This is a genomic window from Sphingomonas sp. (assembly GCF_041661885.1).
Lineage (GTDB): Bacteria > Pseudomonadota > Alphaproteobacteria > Sphingomonadales > Sphingomonadaceae > Sphingomonas.
Genome location: NZ_JBAZTL010000003.1, coordinates 385,815 through 402,232 on the forward strand (window position 1 = coordinate 385,815; position 16,418 = coordinate 402,232).

13 protein-coding genes are annotated in these 16,418 nt (G+C 63.0%); 8 read left to right on the forward strand and 5 right to left on the reverse strand.

Annotated elements, in window-relative coordinates:
- Positions 1-87: 87 nt before the first annotated feature.
- Complete coding sequence (gene groL, locus WC704_RS08285) at positions 88-1,734, reverse strand: chaperonin GroEL (protein WP_372889437.1); 1,647 nt, start codon at positions 1,732-1,734, stop codon at positions 88-90.
- A 71-nt stretch (positions 1,735-1,805) separates the two neighbouring features.
- Positions 1,806-2,093, reverse strand: a complete 288-nt coding sequence (gene groES / locus WC704_RS08290; RefSeq protein ID WP_372889438.1) for a co-chaperone GroES — start codon at positions 2,091-2,093, stop codon at positions 1,806-1,808.
- 210 nt (positions 2,094-2,303) lie between these two features.
- Here groES and sppA point away from each other — a divergent pair, with 210 nt between their 5' ends.
- From sppA to WC704_RS08315, 5 genes are all read left to right on the forward strand, one after another.
- Positions 2,304-4,181, forward strand: coding sequence for a signal peptide peptidase SppA (gene sppA, locus WC704_RS08295; RefSeq protein WP_372889439.1), 1,878 nt, complete (start codon positions 2,304-2,306; stop codon positions 4,179-4,181).
- The gene (locus WC704_RS08300) at positions 4,178-4,762 is read left to right on the forward strand and encodes an N-acetyltransferase family protein (RefSeq protein WP_372889440.1); all 585 of its coding nucleotides are present in this window, start codon (positions 4,178-4,180) and stop codon (positions 4,760-4,762) included. The genes sppA and WC704_RS08300 overlap by 4 nt, the downstream gene beginning before the upstream one ends.
- 196 nt (positions 4,763-4,958) lie before the next feature.
- Complete coding sequence (gene ileS / locus WC704_RS08305; RefSeq protein ID WP_372889441.1) at positions 4,959-8,039, forward strand: isoleucine--tRNA ligase; 3,081 nt, start codon at positions 4,959-4,961, stop codon at positions 8,037-8,039.
- Positions 8,036-8,575 carry a signal peptidase II gene (gene lspA, locus WC704_RS08310; RefSeq protein WP_372889442.1) on the forward strand — a complete coding sequence of 180 codons (540 nt, stop codon included), beginning with the start codon at positions 8,036-8,038 and terminating at the stop codon, positions 8,573-8,575. The genes ileS and lspA overlap by 4 nt, the downstream gene beginning before the upstream one ends.
- The gene (locus tag WC704_RS08315) at positions 8,568-8,984 is read left to right on the forward strand and encodes a DUF3035 domain-containing protein (protein ID WP_372889443.1); all 417 of its coding nucleotides are present in this window, start codon (positions 8,568-8,570) and stop codon (positions 8,982-8,984) included. Before lspA ends, WC704_RS08315 begins: the two co-directional genes overlap by 8 nt.
- Positions 8,985-9,056: 72 nt before the next feature.
- Here the strand turns inward: WC704_RS08315 and WC704_RS08320 are convergent, their stop codons facing one another.
- From WC704_RS08320 to sseA, 3 genes are all read right to left on the reverse strand, one after another.
- On the reverse strand, positions 9,057-9,845 hold the full coding sequence (locus WC704_RS08320; RefSeq protein WP_372889444.1) for a TorF family putative porin: 789 nt from the start codon (positions 9,843-9,845) through the stop codon (positions 9,057-9,059).
- A 216-nt stretch (positions 9,846-10,061) separates the two neighbouring features.
- A complete protein-coding gene (gene metC, locus WC704_RS08325; RefSeq protein ID WP_372889445.1) occupies positions 10,062-11,300 on the reverse strand; it encodes a cystathionine beta-lyase in 1,239 nt (412 codons plus the stop codon).
- The gene (gene sseA, locus WC704_RS08330; protein WP_372889446.1) at positions 11,255-12,094 is read right to left on the reverse strand and encodes a 3-mercaptopyruvate sulfurtransferase; all 840 of its coding nucleotides are present in this window, start codon (positions 12,092-12,094) and stop codon (positions 11,255-11,257) included. The genes metC and sseA overlap by 46 nt, the downstream gene beginning before the upstream one ends.
- 96 nt (positions 12,095-12,190) lie before the next feature.
- On the opposite strand from sseA, the gene queF reads away from it, so the two are divergent.
- From queF to WC704_RS08345, 3 genes are all read left to right on the forward strand, one after another.
- The gene (gene queF / locus WC704_RS08335; protein WP_372889447.1) at positions 12,191-12,637 is read left to right on the forward strand and encodes a preQ(1) synthase; all 447 of its coding nucleotides are present in this window, start codon (positions 12,191-12,193) and stop codon (positions 12,635-12,637) included.
- Positions 12,638-12,788: 151 nt separating this feature from the next.
- Complete coding sequence (locus WC704_RS08340) at positions 12,789-15,062, forward strand: glycosyltransferase (RefSeq protein ID WP_372889448.1); 2,274 nt, start codon at positions 12,789-12,791, stop codon at positions 15,060-15,062.
- Positions 15,063-15,106: 44 nt separating this feature from the next.
- A complete protein-coding gene (locus tag WC704_RS08345; protein WP_372889449.1) occupies positions 15,107-16,384 on the forward strand; it encodes a glycoside hydrolase family 130 protein in 1,278 nt (425 codons plus the stop codon).
- Positions 16,385-16,418 lie beyond the last annotated feature (34 nt).

Here is a 16,418-nt window from a genome sequence, read left to right on the forward strand (position 1 = left end):
GGGCTGGGAGGTTCGGATCGTCGGACGGGTTCGCCGTCCGTCTTCGGGGCGAGTCCGTGGCCGGTATGGCCACGGCCGCCCTTCGGCTCAGAAATCCATACCGCCCATGCCGCCCATGCCGCCGCCGCCGCCCATTGGCATGGCGGGCTTGTCTTCCGGCAGTTCGCTGATCGCCGCTTCGGTGGTGATCAACAGGCCTGCGACCGATGCCGCGTCCTGCAGTGCCGTGCGAACGACCTTGGTCGGGTCGATCACGCCGCTCTCGACGAGGTTTTCATACTTGTCGGTCTGCGCGTTGAAGCCCTGGGTCGGGTCGTTGCCCTCGAGCAGCTTGCCCGAGATCACCGCACCGTCATGGCCCGCATTCGCCGCAATCTGGCGAACCGGCGCGTAAAGCGCCTTGCGGACGATATCGATGCCGCGAGTCTGGTCGTCGTTGAAGCCCTTCATGCCCTCAAGGGCCTTGGTGGCATAGAGGAGCGCCGTGCCGCCGCCGGGGACGATGCCTTCTTCGACGGCTGCGCGGGTTGCGTGGAGGGCGTCGTCGACGCGATCCTTGCGCTCTTTGACTTCGACTTCGGTCGAACCGCCGACCTTGATGACCGCAACGCCACCAGCCAGCTTGGCCAGACGCTCCTGCAGCTTTTCCTTGTCGTAATCCGACGTCGTGTTCTCGATCTGCTGACGGATCGCATCGGTGCGGCCCTTGATCGCGTCATGGTCGCCAGCACCATCGACGATGGTGGTGTTGTCCTTGTCGATCGTGACGCGCTTGGCGGTGCCGAGCATACCGATCGTGACGCTCTCGAGCTTGATGCCGAGGTCTTCCGAAATCATCTCGCCCTTGGTCAGGATCGCGATGTCTTCGAGCATCGCCTTGCGACGATCGCCGAAGCCCGGTGCCTTGACCGCTGCGACCTTCAGGCCGCCGCGCAGCTTGTTGACGACGAGCGTGGCCAGAGCCTCGCCCTCAATGTCCTCGGCGATGATGAGGAGCGGACGGCCCGACTGGACAACCGCTTCCAGGATAGGGAGCAGCGCCTGCAGGTTCGACAGCTTCTTCTCGTGGATCAGGATGTAGGGATCCGCGAGCTCGACGTTCATCTTTTCCGGGTTGGTGATGAAGTAAGGCGAGAGATAGCCACGGTCGAACTGCATACCTTCGACGACGTCAAGCTCGAATTCGAGACCCTTGGCTTCCTCGACGGTGATGACGCCTTCCTTGCCGACCTTTTCCATCGCTTCGGCGATCTTCTCGCCGACGACGGTGTCGCCATTGGCCGAGATGATGCCGACCTGGGCGATTTCCTTGGTGCCGGCGACGGGCTTGGAGCGCGCCTGCAGGTCCTTGACGACTTCGATGACCGCGAGGTCGATACCGCGCTTCAGGTCCATCGGGTTCATGCCGGCCGCAACCGACTTCATGCCTTCACGGACGATCGCCTGCGCCAGAACGGTCGCGGTGGTCGTGCCGTCGCCGGCGATGTCGTTGGTCTTCGAGGCCACTTCGCGCAGCATCTGCGCACCCATGTTCTCGAACTTGTCCTTGAGCTCGATTTCCTTGGCGACGGTGACGCCGTCCTTGGTGATGCGCGGCGCGCCATAGCTCTTGTCGATCACGACGTTGCGGCCCTTCGGCCCCAGCGTAACCTTCACCGCGTCGGCGAGGATGTCCACGCCGCGCAGAATGCGCTCGCGTGCGTCACGCGAAAATTTTACGTCCTTGGCTGCCATGATGGCTACCCTTTCAAAATTGATGGAACGTTGGAAGAAATCAAAGGTCGATCAGGCCGAAACCGGCAGGATCAGCCGACGATCCCGAGGATGTCGCTTTCCTTCATGATCAACAGGTCTTCGCCGTTGATCTTGACTTCGGTGCCCGACCACTTGCCGAACAGAATCTTGTCGCCAGCCTTGACTTCGAGCGGGTGAATTTCACCGGACTCGCTGCGGGCCCCGGTGCCGACCGAGACGACTTCGCCTTCCTGCGGCTTTTCCTTGGCGGTTTCCGGGATGATGATCCCGCCTGCGGTCTTCTCTTCAGCCTCTACCCGGCGGACGAGGACGCGGTCATGCAATGGACGAAAGGTCATGCGTGAAGTCCCTTATATTGAACAGGTGTTAGCACTCGCACGGAGTGAGTGCCAGCACGGCGCATATGATGTCGCGACCGGGCATCGTCAACCGGTCGTGATGAGCCCACGCCCACAAAAATATGCGTGTTGGTCGTGCAACACGCATTTACTCGACGGCGGCGTTGCCCTAGCCAAGGGCGATATTTCCGCCAAACAGGGAGCGGCCAAGTGAAACTCGTACGCGGCGCGTGGAAGATTCTCGTCGGTATCAAGGACGGTCTCGTCCTGATTGCGATGCTGCTGTTCTTTGGCCTGCTCTTCGGTGCGCTCTCCGCGCGTCCGGGCAAAACCGCGATCGGGGACGGCGCCTTGCTGCTCAAGCTCGATGGCGCGATCGTCGAACAGCCAGCCGAAGCGGATCCGTTCGCCAGCCTGGGCGGTGGCCGCGCGCCGCATCAATTCCGTCTGCGCGATGTCGTGCGCAGCTTGGATGCGGCGGGCAAGGACAGCCGCGTCAAGGCGGTGGTGCTCGATCTCGACTCGTTCGGCGGCGGCTATCCGGCGGCGCTGAATGAAGTCGCCGATGCGGTCCGTCGCGTGCGCGACGGCGGCAAGCCCGTGCTGGCTTATGCCACCGCTTATACCGACAGCGGCTATCGCCTCGCCGCCAATGCCAGCGAAGTGTGGATGAGCCCGATGGGCGGCACCTTGTTTGCGGGCCCCGGCGGCAGCCAGCTTTATTATAAGGGTTTGATCGACAAGCTCGGTATCAACGCGCACGTCTACCGTGTCGGCAAGTACAAGTCGTTCGTCGAGCCCTATACCCGTACCGCCGCCTCGCCCGAGGCAAAGGAAGAGGTGGTCAAGCTTTATCAGGTGCTGTTCGCCAATTGGCAGGAGGCGGTGGCCAAGGCGCGACCCAAGGCGAAATTCGCGCCATTCCTGACGACACCGGGCGCGGTCATCACCGCCGCCAAGGGCAATATCGCGCAAGCCAATCTCGATGCCGGCATCGTTGACAAACTCGGCAGCCGCCTCGACTTCGGCAAGCGCGTCGCCGAACTGGCGGGTGGGGAGTCGAACAAGGCTGCGGGCACCTTCAAGACCATCAAATATGAAGCCTATGTCGCGGCCAACCCGCTGCCGACCGGGGGCGCCAAGATTGGCGTGTTGACGATCGCTGGCGACATCATCGATGGCAAGTCGAAGGCGGGTAGCGTCGGCTCCGATACCATTTCCAAGGCGGTGCTCGATGCGCTGGCCAAGAAGGACCTGAAGGCGCTGGTCGTGCGGGTCGATTCGCCGGGTGGTTCGGCGCTTGCGTCCGAGGATATGCGGCGCGCGATCCTGGAGGCCAAGGCGCAGAAGCTGCCGGTCGTCATCTCGATGGGTTCGCTGGCGGCTTCGGGCGGTTATTGGGTGTCGACGGCGGGCGATGTGATTTTCGCCGAACCGACCACCATTACCGGATCGATCGGCATTTTCGGCATCATCCCGACCTTCGAGAACACGCTCAAGAAGATTGGGCTCACCACCGATGGCGTGCGCACCACGCCGCTGTCCGGGCAGCCGGACATCTACGGCGGTACGAATGCCGAGACCGACACGATCTTCCAGGCGGGGATCGAGCACGGCTATCAGCAGTTCATCACGCGCGTCGCGACCGCGCGCAAGCTGACCCCGGCGCGCGTTGACGAGATCGGGCAGGGCCGGGTCTGGGATGGTGGCACCGCGCATCAGATCGGGTTGGTCGATCGCTTCGGTGGCTTGCAGGATGCGATCACCGAGGCAGCCAAACGCGCCGGGTTGAAGCCCGAGGATGTCCATGCCGAATATCTGGAGAAGAAGCCGAGCGCGTTCCTGCGCCTGATCGAGCAGATCCTCGATTCGAACAAGGATGACGATGCTGCAGCGGGCGATGCCTTCACGCGGATGGCGACCGAGCGGCGCGCGGTGTTCGCGCGCGCGCTGGGCGATGTGAAGCGGATCGGCACCGGTGCTGCGATCCAGGCGCGCTGCCTCGAATGCGACGGGTTGGGCGGCGCGCAGCCGCAACCGGGCGACACCACCTTGCTGGCGCTTGTGCTCGCGCGGTTTGGCTTGTGAGTGTCGATCCCGCACCGCGCCCAATCGCGGTTCGGCCAGCGACACCTGACGATGCGGGCGCGATTGCCGAAATCTACCGGCCCTATGTCGAGGGCGGAACCGTCTCGTTCGAACTGACCGCGCCCGATGCCGGCACGATGCGCCAGCGCATAACCGCGTCGGGCGGCTTGTTCCCGTGGCTGGTGGTGACCGAAGGCGAGGGTGGCGCGGTGCGCGGTTACGCTTATGCCTCGGCGTTCCGTGATCGCCCGGCCTATCGCTACACGGTTGAGACCTCAATCTATCTGGAGGCGGGTACGCAAGGGCGCGGCAACGGGCGGCATTTGTACGATGCGTTGATCGATACGCTGCGCGCGCAAGGCTTTACCCAGGCGCTCAGCGTGATTTCCCTGCCCAACGAGCATTCGATCCGGCTGCATGAATCGGTCGGCTTCCGGCGTGCGGGGGTGTTGCGCGAAGTGGGCTATAAGGAAGGGCGCTGGGTCGATGTCGGCCTGTGGCAGTGCGAACTCAACGACGCCACCATGCCGCCGCTGGAGCCCAAGCCGTTCAGCGAGACCGGCATGGTGTGGCATTGGTGACGGGGTAAGCAAGCAATAAGCCCCGCGCAGCGGCTCCTCCTCCCTTTTTTCTGCGTCCTCTGCGCCTCTGCGCGCAAAAAGAAGATCGGTTCGCGCAGAGGCGCGGAGGACGCAGAGAGAATGCGCTCGGGCGCGACCGCCTGCTTTCGGGAGAGGGGCTTTATAGAGCGGTGCCGCTCGGCTAAGGCCGCATCCAATGACCGACACTTCAGACACCGCCGCCCGCGACGCCCAACGAGATTGGCGCGACACCGTCTTCCTGCCGAAGACCGACTTTCCGATGAAAGCCGGCCTGCCCGCCAAGGAGCCGGGCATTCTCGCGCGGTGGCAGGCGATGAACCTCTACGAGAAAACGCGGGAGGCCCGTCGCGGCCGCGAGAAGTTCATCCTCCATGACGGCCCGCCTTATGCGAATGGCGACATGCATATCGGCCATGCGCTCAACCATATCCTGAAGGACACGGTGTGCCGCACGCAAGGCCTGCTTGGCAAGGACGCGCCCTATGTGCCCGGCTGGGATTGCCACGGCTTGCCGATCGAATGGAAGGTCGAGGAGCAATATCGCGCCAAGAAGCGCAACAAGGATGACGTTCCGGCGAACGAATTCCGCGCCGAGTGCCGCGCTTATGCGCAGCATTGGGTGGACGTGCAGCGCGAGCAGTTGAAACGGCTCGGCATCAATGGCGATTGGGACCATCCCTATCTGACGATGGATTTCGCCGCCGAAGCGACGATCGTCACCGAGCTGATGAAGTTCGCCGAGAGCGGCCAGCTCTATCGCGGCGCCAAGCCGGTGATGTGGTCGCCCGTTGAAAAGACCGCGCTCGCCGAGGCCGAGGTCGAATATGAGGACGTCGTGTCGACGCAGATCGACGTGGCGTTCGAGATCGTGGATGCGCCGAACGCGCCCATAATTCAGGGGTATATCGATCACGGCCAGAAAGTATTCGCAGTCATCTGGACTACGACACCTTGGACAATTCCGGTCAACCAAGCGTTGGCCTATGGCGAAACGATCGAATACGGTCTTTACCGAGATGCGGCGAATGACGCGCTCTATCTTGTTGCGACAAATCTAGCGACGCGATTTTTCGAGCGTACTGGGCTCAAACCTCAAGTTCTGAACGACCCAGCGTTCCCCCCGCGGAATTTCGACACGAACGACCACTGTGTTTGGCAATTCAATGGTCGAGATCTTGCTGGTGCCACTGCGCGCCATCCGATGTGGCGGCTCGACAATCCTCCCCGGCACGGGGAGGGGGACCATGAGCATTCAGCGAATGGTGGAGGGGGCTCGCCTACGCGAGACGGTGTGCTGGAGGCGAGCCCCCTCCGTCAGCCTGCGGCTGCCACCTCCCCGTACCGGGGAGGATTTTTCAGCAAGCCCCGCCCGTTCCTGCCCGGCGATTTTGTCACCACCGAGGCGGGCACCGGGCTCGTCCATATGGCCCCGGACCACGGCGAGGACGATTTCCTGCTGTGCAAGCACTACGGCATCGATCCGGTGTTCGCGGTTGATGGCGCGGGCATGTATCGCGCCGATTGGGCGTGGCTCGGCGGGCAGGGGTCGGTCATCAACAAGAAGTTCGTCTCCGCCGAGGGGCCGATCTGTGAGGATTTGCGCGCAGTGGGCGCGTTGCTCGCGGCGAGCGATGATTTCGCGCATAGCTATCCGCATTCGTGGCGGTCGAAGGCGAAGGTGATTTTCCGCGCGACCCCGCAATGGTTTATTCCGATGGACCAAAAGCTCCCCTCCCGCTTGCGGGAGGGGCTGGGGGAGGGCGGTGCCGGGAATTCTGCGCTCGCTGCTGATTTCCCTCCCCCAACCCCTCTCGCGAGCGGGAGGGGAGCAGAAGGGGAAACTTTGCGTTCCACCGCGCTCGCTGCCATCGAAGCGACCACCTGGTATCCGCCCAAGGGCCAGAACCGCATCACCGCGATGGTCGCCGGGCGGCCCGATTGGGTCATCAGCCGCCAGCGCGCGTGGGGCGTGCCAATCACCTTGTTCGTCAACCGCGTGACCGGCCAGTATCTGGTTGACCCGGAGGTCAACGCCCGCATCGTCGCCGCAGTGCGCGAGCAGGGCGTCGATGCGTGGTCGGAAGAAGCGGCGCAGGATCTGCTCGGGGCCGATTACACGCTCGCCGATTATGAGCGCGTCACCGACATTCTCGACGTGTGGTTCGACAGCGGCTGCACCCATGCCTTTGTGCTGGAAAGCGGGCGCTGGCCCGATCTGCAATGGCCCGCCAACCTTTATCTCGAAGGCTCGGATCAGCATCGCGGCTGGTTCCAGTCGTCGTTGATGGAGGCGTGCGGCACGCGTGGGCGTGCGCCCTATGATGCGGTGCTGACGCACGGCTTCACGATGGACGCCAAGGGCATGAAAATGTCCAAGTCGCTCGGCAATACGATCAACCCGCTCGACCTGATGAAGGAATCGGGCGCGGACATCCTGCGGTTGTGGGCGCTGTCGGTCGATTTCACCGAGGATCACCGCATCGGCAAGGAAATCCTCGCCGGGGTGTCGGACCAATATCGCAAGCTGCGTAACACCTTCCGTTATCTGCTGGGCGCGCTCGAAGGGTTTGACGAGGGTGAGCGCCTGCCGGTGGCGGAGATGCCCGAGCTGGAGCGCTATATGCTCCATCTGCTCGCCGAGTTGGATGCGAAGTTGCGCGCGGCGGTCGCAGTGTATGACTTCAACAGCTATGTCCGGCTGCTGACCGAATTCGCGCAGGAAGATCTGTCGGCCTTTTACTTCGATATCCGCAAGGATTCGCTCTATTGCGACGGGGTCGATGATCCCAAGCGGCGCGGCTGCCGCACGGTGTTCGACACGCTGTTCCATGGGCTGGTGCGCTATGCCGCGCCGGTTTTGTGCTTCACCGCCGAGGAAGTGTGGCAGGATCGCTTCCCGAGCGAGGACGGATCGGTGCATTTGCTGGAATGGCCGGAAGTGCTCGCTGTGGCGGATGTTGACGCTGCGCATTGGGTCGCGGTGCGTGCACTCCGCTCGCAAGTGACCGAAGCGATCGAGCCGCTGCGACGTGAGAAGATCGTGCGCTCCAGCCTGGAGGCCGAAGTCGTGGTGCACGAGGCACCGCTCTCGCCCGCGGCATTGGCCGAACTGTTCATCGTCGCCAAGGTGACGACGGGCGAGGAGATTGCTGTCGCCCGCACCGATTTCCATAAATGCGGCCGTTGCTGGCGGCACCTGCCCGAAGTTACGGCGGATGGCGATCTGTGCGATCGTTGCGAGGGAGTGGTCGCATGAAGCTGCCTGCCGCTGGTTTTGCCACCGCCGCCGCCCTGTTCGTGGTCGATCAGGCCGTGAAATACGGCATTACCGATGTGCTAAAGCTCAATTTCCTGAGCGATGCGTATTATGTCACGTCGTTCTTCAACCTGCGCTTCGTCGCCAATCAGGGCGTGTCGCTCGGCCTGCTCCATGCCGATACCGCGACGATGCGCTGGCTGCTCGTCGCGATGACCGGGGCGATTGCGCTCGGCGTGCTGGTGTGGTTGCTGCGCGAAAAGAACCGGGCCGACCAGATGGCGCTGGGCCTGGTGCTGGGGGGCGCTGCGGGCAATATCGTTGACCGCATCCGCTTGGGCTATGTCGTCGATTGGGCGGATTTCCATATCGGTGCGTGGCAGCCGTTTTTGGTCTTCAATGTCGCCGATGCCGCGATTACCATCGGCGTCCTCATCTTGTTCGCGCGCGCGCTTCTGGTACGGGATAAGCCGACCGGGGATTCGGGCAAAAATTCTGGGGCGGAACAGGGCCCAACGGAGAATATCCATGCGTAAGTCGATTCTTCTCTCCGCCACTGGCCTGGCGATTGTCGCGCTGGCGTCGGGCTGTGCGCACAACCGCGTTGGGCGCAGCGGCCCGGACGAATTTGCGGTGGCGCGTCAGGCTCCTCTGGTGATTCCGCCCGATTTCGCGCTGACCCCGCCCAAGCCCGGCGCAGCCCGCGCCAATGACACCAGCGCGAACGCGCAAGCGCTCGATGCGCTGTTCGGCGGTGCGGCGCCACGCAGCGCGGGCGAAGCCGCGACGGTGGCGGCGGCGGGTGCCGATAGCGACGATCCCGGCATTCGTTCGGCGGTGGGCGATCCCGCCACCACCGTGGTCGATAAGGGTGCTACGACGCGCGATATCGTCGCGGCCCCGGAGGGCGATGGCCAGGCAGCCAAGGCCGCCACGCCGAAATAACACCGATTTCAACAAAAAGGCCGCGTACCGGGCAATCCGGTACGCGGCCATTTTTGTTTGGGTTAGCTGTGGTTAGAAGCTGGCGGTCAGCGTCGCGACGACACCGCTCTTGCTCACATTCTTGGTCGCCGACAGGAACTTCGCGTCGGTATCGACATAGGAAACGCCCAGCGTCAGCACCTTATAGGTTGCCGTCGCGCCCAGCGCCCAGTCGGTATAGCCCTTCTTGCCGGTAGAATCGGTGGCGAGCCAGCTCGGGCCGAAGCTATGGGCGACATGAGCGGTCAAGCCGAACGGCGTCTTGGGGATCGCGACGGTGAAATCGCCGGCGGTATAGACGTTGTCACGCTTCTTGAGCGTGCCGCTCGCGCCCTGATCGAGCGCCAGCGCCTTTTGCGTCGGAGCGTAGTTGACCGTGGCCTTGGCGGTCACCGGCCCCAGCGTGGTCGACACATCGACATAAGGCTCGAAAAAGTCCGAGCTGCTCCTGTCGCCCGCGAGCTTCGTCTTGGGATAGAAATAATACAGGACACCGCCATCCAGCTTGATACCGCCGAAGGTGTGGCTGTAGCCGCCGATAATATCGATTTCCTGGTGGCCGGTTCCGGCAACCGTTACATAATCATCGACCGACGAACCCCAGACGGACACGTAAAAGCCCGACTTGTGGGTCAACGTGATCGATCCCTGGATCGCCGCGTTATTGTCGGTCTGCGAAATGCCCCGGAAGCGATAGTCGGTGACAACCGCCGCAGTGGCGTTGACCGTAATCGGTGGTGGTGGAGCGGTTTCCTGCGCAAAGGCAGGGGTAGCGGAAGCGGCGATCAAGAGCGCGCCGAGCGTGGTTGTGGAGAAGCGCATCGTTTCCCTTTCGAAAATGCGACTGTCCCCGCCTGCTTCTACCGGTGCCTGCGTCTGTCAGAAGCATGAAATGCTTCCCGCGTTGCTAGCCGGTAACACCGAATCATTGGCGGTTCGCGCGGCGCTGCACAACTCAAATTTTGGGTATTACGACCGGTTCGGCACCGGTTGTTGTAACTCAGCAACAGTCGAGCAATGTTTTGGCAACATAAAATTTCAGCGGGCGGCGCGAAACCGGTCGAGTCCCGCCGCCAGATCCGCGATCAAATCAGCCGGATCCTCGAGGCCGATCTGCAAGCGGACGATCGGGCCGGCGAAGGCGCGATGGGTGACGCTGCGATAGCGTTGCGGGTCGACCGGCAAGGCCAGACTTTCGAAGCCACCCCAACTGTAGCCGATTCCGAAATGCTCCAGCCCGTCGATCAAGGCGGCGCGTGCGGCTTCGTTGCCGCCATCGAGCACGAACGAGAACAAACCGGATGAGCCCTTGAAATCGCGCAGGAAGGTTTCGTGGCCCGGGCAATCGGGCAAAGCGGGATGCAGCACCGCCGCCACTTCGGGCCGCCCCTTCAACCACTGCGCGATTTCGAGCGCGCTCGCCTGATGCTGCTTCAGCCGCACCGCCATTGTGCGAAGCCCGCGCGAGCCGAGCCAGGAATCGTCGGGGCTGGCAATCTGGCCGAGCTGGAAACTGGTGTCGCGCAAGCGGGCGAAGTGCCCCGGCGCGGCGGTGACCGAGCCGAGCATCACATCGCTATGGCCGACGATATATTTGGTGCAGGCAAGGATGGAGAGATCGATACCGTGCGCGATTGCGGGAAAGAACAACGGCGTCGCCCAGGTGTTGTCGAGCACGGTCGTCACGCCGCGCGCCTTGGCCGCAGCGACGATCGCGGGCACGTCCTGCACCTCGAACGTCAGGCTGCCCGGGCTTTCCAGCAGGATGGCGCGGGTATTGTCGGCGATGAGGTCGGCAATCCCTGCGCCGATCATCGGATCGTAGAAGCGCGTCGTGATGCCCATCCGCTTGAGCAGGCCGGTGCCCATCGACCGTGTCGGATCGTAGGCCGAATCGGGCAACAGCAGGTCGTCGCCGGGCGAAAGTACCGACAGCAACGCCGCCGCGATCGCCGCGACGCCCGAGGGATAAAGGAAGGTGCCCTCCGCGCCGGGTTCAAGCTCAGTCAGCGCGTCGGCGAGGCTCCACTGCGTCGGCGTGCCCTTGCGCCCGTAGAACAGCCGGTGGTGGGTGTCGCGCCCGCCCGCCGCTCGCAGGTCGGCAACGCTATCATAGAGGATCGTCGATGCGCGCCACACCGGCGTGCTGACGATCCCCTGCGTCCATTCCTTGCGCCGCCCCGCCGCGACGACGCGGGTGGCATCGCCCTTGGGGCGGTCGCTATGGTCGTTCACGCCGCGCCGGTCGCCTTGGGCGTGGTGCGGTCGGCACCCCATTCGGACCAGCTTCCGTCATAAACGGCGGCTTCATTGCCGAGCAGGTGCGCGCCAAACGCCAGCGCCGAGGCGGTGATGCCCGAGCCGCAGGTGGTGACCAGCGGCTTGGCGAGGTCGATCCCGGCGCCTGCGAACGCCGCCTTCAGCGCGTCGCCCGTCTTCCACGTGCCATCTGCGTTGAAGATCTGGCCAACCGGCAAGTTCTTCGAGCCCGGAATATGGCCGGGATGCGTCGCCGGGCGCGGATCGGCCTCTTCGCCGGTGAAACGGGCGACGGAGCGCGCATCGAGCACTTGCTCGGCACCGCTTTCGACATTGGCCTTCATCTGGCCGAGCGTGCGCACGCCCTTGTCATCGGCCCAGACGGTGAAATGACGGTGGCGAAGCTGCTCCTTGCCCGAGTTGGTCTCGCGCCCTTCGGCCTGCCACTTGGCGAGGCCGCCATCAAGGATCGCGACATCATGCGCGCCGAAGGTACGCAGCATGAACCAGGCGCGTGCCGCGGTGTGATAAGGCGAGTTGTCGTAAAGGACGATGCGGCTGCCGTCGCCCAGGCCCAGCGACTGCATCCGGCTGGCGAATTTCTCGGCGCTCGGCAGCATCGAGGGCAGATCGCTCGACGTATCGGCGATCTCGGCCAAATCCATGAACACCGCGCCGGGAATGTGCGCCGCCTCATATTCCGCCGCCGCATCACGGTCACCAAAGCCCGCGAAATAGGTCGCATCGACGATGCGCAGATCGTTCGCGCCGAGCTCATTTGCGAGCCATTCCGTCGTCACCAGCGAGTCCATCAGTCGTCTCCTTGTTTTGATCGTCCCTAGCTCGCTGCGCGCGCGCCGTCGAGCACTTGGGATGACGAAGACGCCTTGTGTACCTATATCGCGCGCATGACCCCGAAACATCTTGGCCAGACCAGCGCACTTCCTGCCACTCCCGAAGAGGCCGTTCTCGATTACGTTCCCAATCCGCGTCCGGGTCGGGCGTATCTGGTGCGTTTCGCGGTGCCGGAATTTACCTCGCTTTGCCCGGTGACGGGGCAGCCCGATTTCGCGCATCTGGTGATCGATTACGCACCTGCAGCAACGATCGTCGAATCGAAGTCGCTCAAATTGTTTCTCGGCTCGTTCCGCAATCATCAGGCCTTTCACGAAGATTGCACGGTCGAGATCGGCGAACGACTGTTTGCGGAAATGCAGCCGCAATGGCTGCGAATCGGTGGTTATTGGTATCCGCGCGGTGGCATTCCGATCGACGTGTTCTGGCAATCCGGCGCCCCGCCCGAGGGATTGTGGCTGCCCGACCAAGGCGTGCCGGGTTATCGCGGGCGCGGTTGAGCGGGCATTTCGTTCATCCTGCCGCAAGGTTGATTTGTATCAACGCGATTCCCCACGTTGCAATGCAACATCGGTGCAACCATATTGAAACTTGGCCGTTCGTGGGAGGTACTTCGGGGGGTAGCCCGGTTTTGTTTTGAGGATTGCGAACATGATGCATCAGGCGGATGGCGTAACCCCAATCGATCACCTTGCGTTGATCGGCAATTTTCTGCCGCGAAAATGCGGCCTTGCGACTTATACTACCGATACATTCACCGCGCTCAAAGGCCGATTCCCGGATTTGCAGATCGACGTCTATGCGATGGACGATCATCCCGGGCGGTATGACTATCCGCCGGAGGTGACGCGCAGCATTCCCGACCAAGATCGCATGGCCTATCTCGATGCCGCCCGCGCGATCGAAACGAGTGGTGCGCAGGCGCTGTGGCTGCAGCACGAATATGGCATTTTCGGCGGCCCGGCGGGCGAACACATCCTCGCCCTGCTCGATCGTGTGTCGATTCCGGTCATCGTCACGCTGCATACCATTCTTGAAAAACCCGATGTCGATCAGCGCCGCGTGATGGAAGGCCTGTTGCGCCGCGCCGCGCGCGTGATCGTGATGGCGGAGCGTGGCCGCGAAATTCTCGAGCGCGTTTATGGCGCGAGCGGTCGCACTATCGTGATGATCCCGCACGGCGTGCCCGATCGCAATTTTGTCGATCCCGATTCGCTAAAGGCGCGGTTTGGTTGGGCCGGGCGTGAGGTCGTGCTGACTTTCGGCTTGCTCGCGCCGGGCAAAGGGATCGAAGTGATGATCGAGGCCTTGCCGACGATTGTGGCCGAGCATCCGAAGGTCCTCTACACCGTGCTTGGCGCGACGCATCCCAATCTCGTCGCCCATGAAGGCGAGAAGTATCGCGATGGATTGAAGGCGCTCGCCGCCGAATTGGGGGTTAGCCAGAATATCGAGTTCATCGATGCCTTTCTCGAGCATGATAAGCTGATCGATTATCTGCAGGCGGCGGATATTTACGCGACTCCGTATCTCAATCCCGCGCAAATCACCTCGGGTACGCTCAGTTATGCGGTCGGTGTTGGCAAGGCGGTGGTTTCAACCCCCTATGTCCACGCCACCGAAATTCTTGGCGACGGGCACGGCGTGCTGGTGGATTTTGGCGACTCCACGGCCTTTGCGCGTGAGATCAACGCACTGCTCGGCAGCGATCGCAATCGCCTCAAACTGTCGGAGCGCGCGTATGCGCGGGGCCGCACGATGATCTGGCCGCGCTTGGCCGAACTGGCGATGGGGGAAATCACGCAGATGGTGGCGGCCAAGCCGCGACGTCTGCTCAGCAGTGCTATGCCGCTCACCCCGCTGACGCCCGATTTCTCGGCAGTCGAGCGGATGAGTGATTCGACCGGCATGTTGCAGCATTCGATCTATTCGGTGCCCGATCGCCGTCATGGCTATTGCATCGACGACAATGCGCGCGCGCTGATGCTGGTGAGCCAGATGCCGGCGATGGAGGAAGGCGAGCGCGACAAGTGGATGACGGTCTATGCGTCGTTTCTGCAATATGCCTGGAATCCCGAGGCGCGGCGCTTTCGCAACTTCATGAATTTTGACCGGACGTGGTGCGAGGATTTCGGCTCGGAGGATTCGAACGGGCGCACGCTCTGGGCATTGGGCGTGACGGCGCGTGACGCGCAACTCGCCAAGCATCGCGCCTGGGCGGTGTCGATGTTCGACACGACCGCCTCGCTTTCGCTCGAATTAGGGTCACCGCGCGCCCATGCCTTTGCGATGCTGGGGGCGGCTGCGATCCTGGACGCGTTTCCGGGTCATGCGCTGGCGCGCACGATCCTGGCGCGCTTCGGCGAGGAATTATGCGGTTTGCTGGCAGAAGCACGGCGCCCGGAATGGGAATGGTTCGAAATCGTGCTGGCCTATGACAATGCTCGCCTGCCCGAGGCATTGATTCGGGCAGGACAGGCGCTTGGACGGGATGACATGGTTGCCTGTGGCCTGAGCACGCTCGACTGGATCGTCGGCAAGCAAACCTCGCCCGATGGCCGTTTTCGCGCGGTTGGCAGCGAAAGTTTCGGGCGCATCTATGCCGAACCCTTGCAGTTCGACCAGCAACCGCTGGAGGCACAAGCCACGATCGATGCGTGCAGTGCGGCCTTCGATGCTTCGCACAATGCCCGCTGGGTCGAGGAGGCGCACCGTGCCTATCGCTGGTATTTGGGGCAGAATGATCTCGATCTACCGCTGGCCACCGCGCAGGACGGAGGATGTTTTGACGGACTGACGCCAACCGGCCTGAACCGAAATCAGGGTGCCGAGTCGATTTTGGCACTGCAATTGGCCGGATGCACCATTTCTGGGCTGGCAAAGCGGGCGGAAAGCGTGGCAGGACCACAGAGCGCCGTCGCGTAGCCTCGCTCGTGACGCCGCCAAGGCGTTGCGCGAGGCTTTAGACCGTGATCGATTTGTTCCAACATGCCCTGCGGCTCCATGCCGACCCGTCGCGCGTTGTGGTGCGGCCGTTCCATCTCGCCTGGGGCGGCAATGGCGGCAACCGGACCGAACGGATCGTCAGCGCGGTGCTCGCGCTGGATGCCGCCGAGACACGCGCCGAGCTTGAGCTGGTGCTCAAGGATTTCGAGGCGCGCCATTGGCAGACGCGCCGCGTGTTCATGACGCGCTATGACGAGATCGAGGACATGCTCGGCATCGACGGCAGCGAGATTGGCGACGAGAAGCGCCAGTTGATCGGTGCCTATTTTTGCCATGAATATAGCTATGCCGCCGCGGCGTTGATGAACCCGAGCGCGGTGCCGCATTTCGACCAGTCGGGGATGCCCGCCGGATCGCAGCGCATCCTGATGAGCCTGCGCGCGGTGGGGGAGGGGCACATCTCCTCGGTCGCCTTCCGCGAAGGCATCATCACCGACGACAATCAATTGAAGCTCGCGCCAGAGCCGCCCTTTGCCACCGCGACCGATGCGGTCGGGCTGGATGAGGAAACGCTGCCCGAGGGGCCGATCACGGTCTATCGCCATCGCGATTCGACCCTGTCGGGCACGGTGATCTTCCCGATCACCGCCGCGCAGTCCAAGGGGCTGGAGGATCTGCGCCTCGTTCAGTTCCATCATGACAATGGCGATGTCGAATGGCTGGGCACGTACACCGCCTATAACGGCTCGACGATCCAGTCCGAGCTGCTGCGCACGCGCGATTTCCGTGCATTCGATCTGGTGCCGATGACCGGCCCTGCCGCGCGCAACAAGGGCATGGCGCTGTTTCCGCGCAAAGTCGGCGGGCAGTATATGATGATCGGGCGGCAGGACGGCGAGAATCTGTTCCTGCTCAAATCCGATACGCTGACGCATTGGGACGAGGGGCAGAAGCTGCTGGTGCCCGAATTTCCGTGGGAGCTGGTGCAGATCGGCAATTGCGGGCCGCCGATTGAGCTCGATGAAGGCTGGTTGCTGCTTACCCACGGCGTCGGCGCGATGCGCAAATATGCGATTGGCGCGGTGCTGCTCGACAAGCGCGATCCGTCCAAGGTGCTGGGGCGCACGCCCGAACCGATCCTGGCGGCGGCGGACCAGGACCGCGAGGGCTATGTGCCCAACGTCGTCTATACCTGCGGCGCGATTCGGCATGGCGAAACGCTGTTCGTGCCGTATGGCGTGGCGGATAGCTCGGTCGCGTTTGCTTTCATCAAGATCAGCACGCTGCTCGCGGCGATGTGACCCACTTGTCCCTCTCCCAATGGGAGAGGGAGTC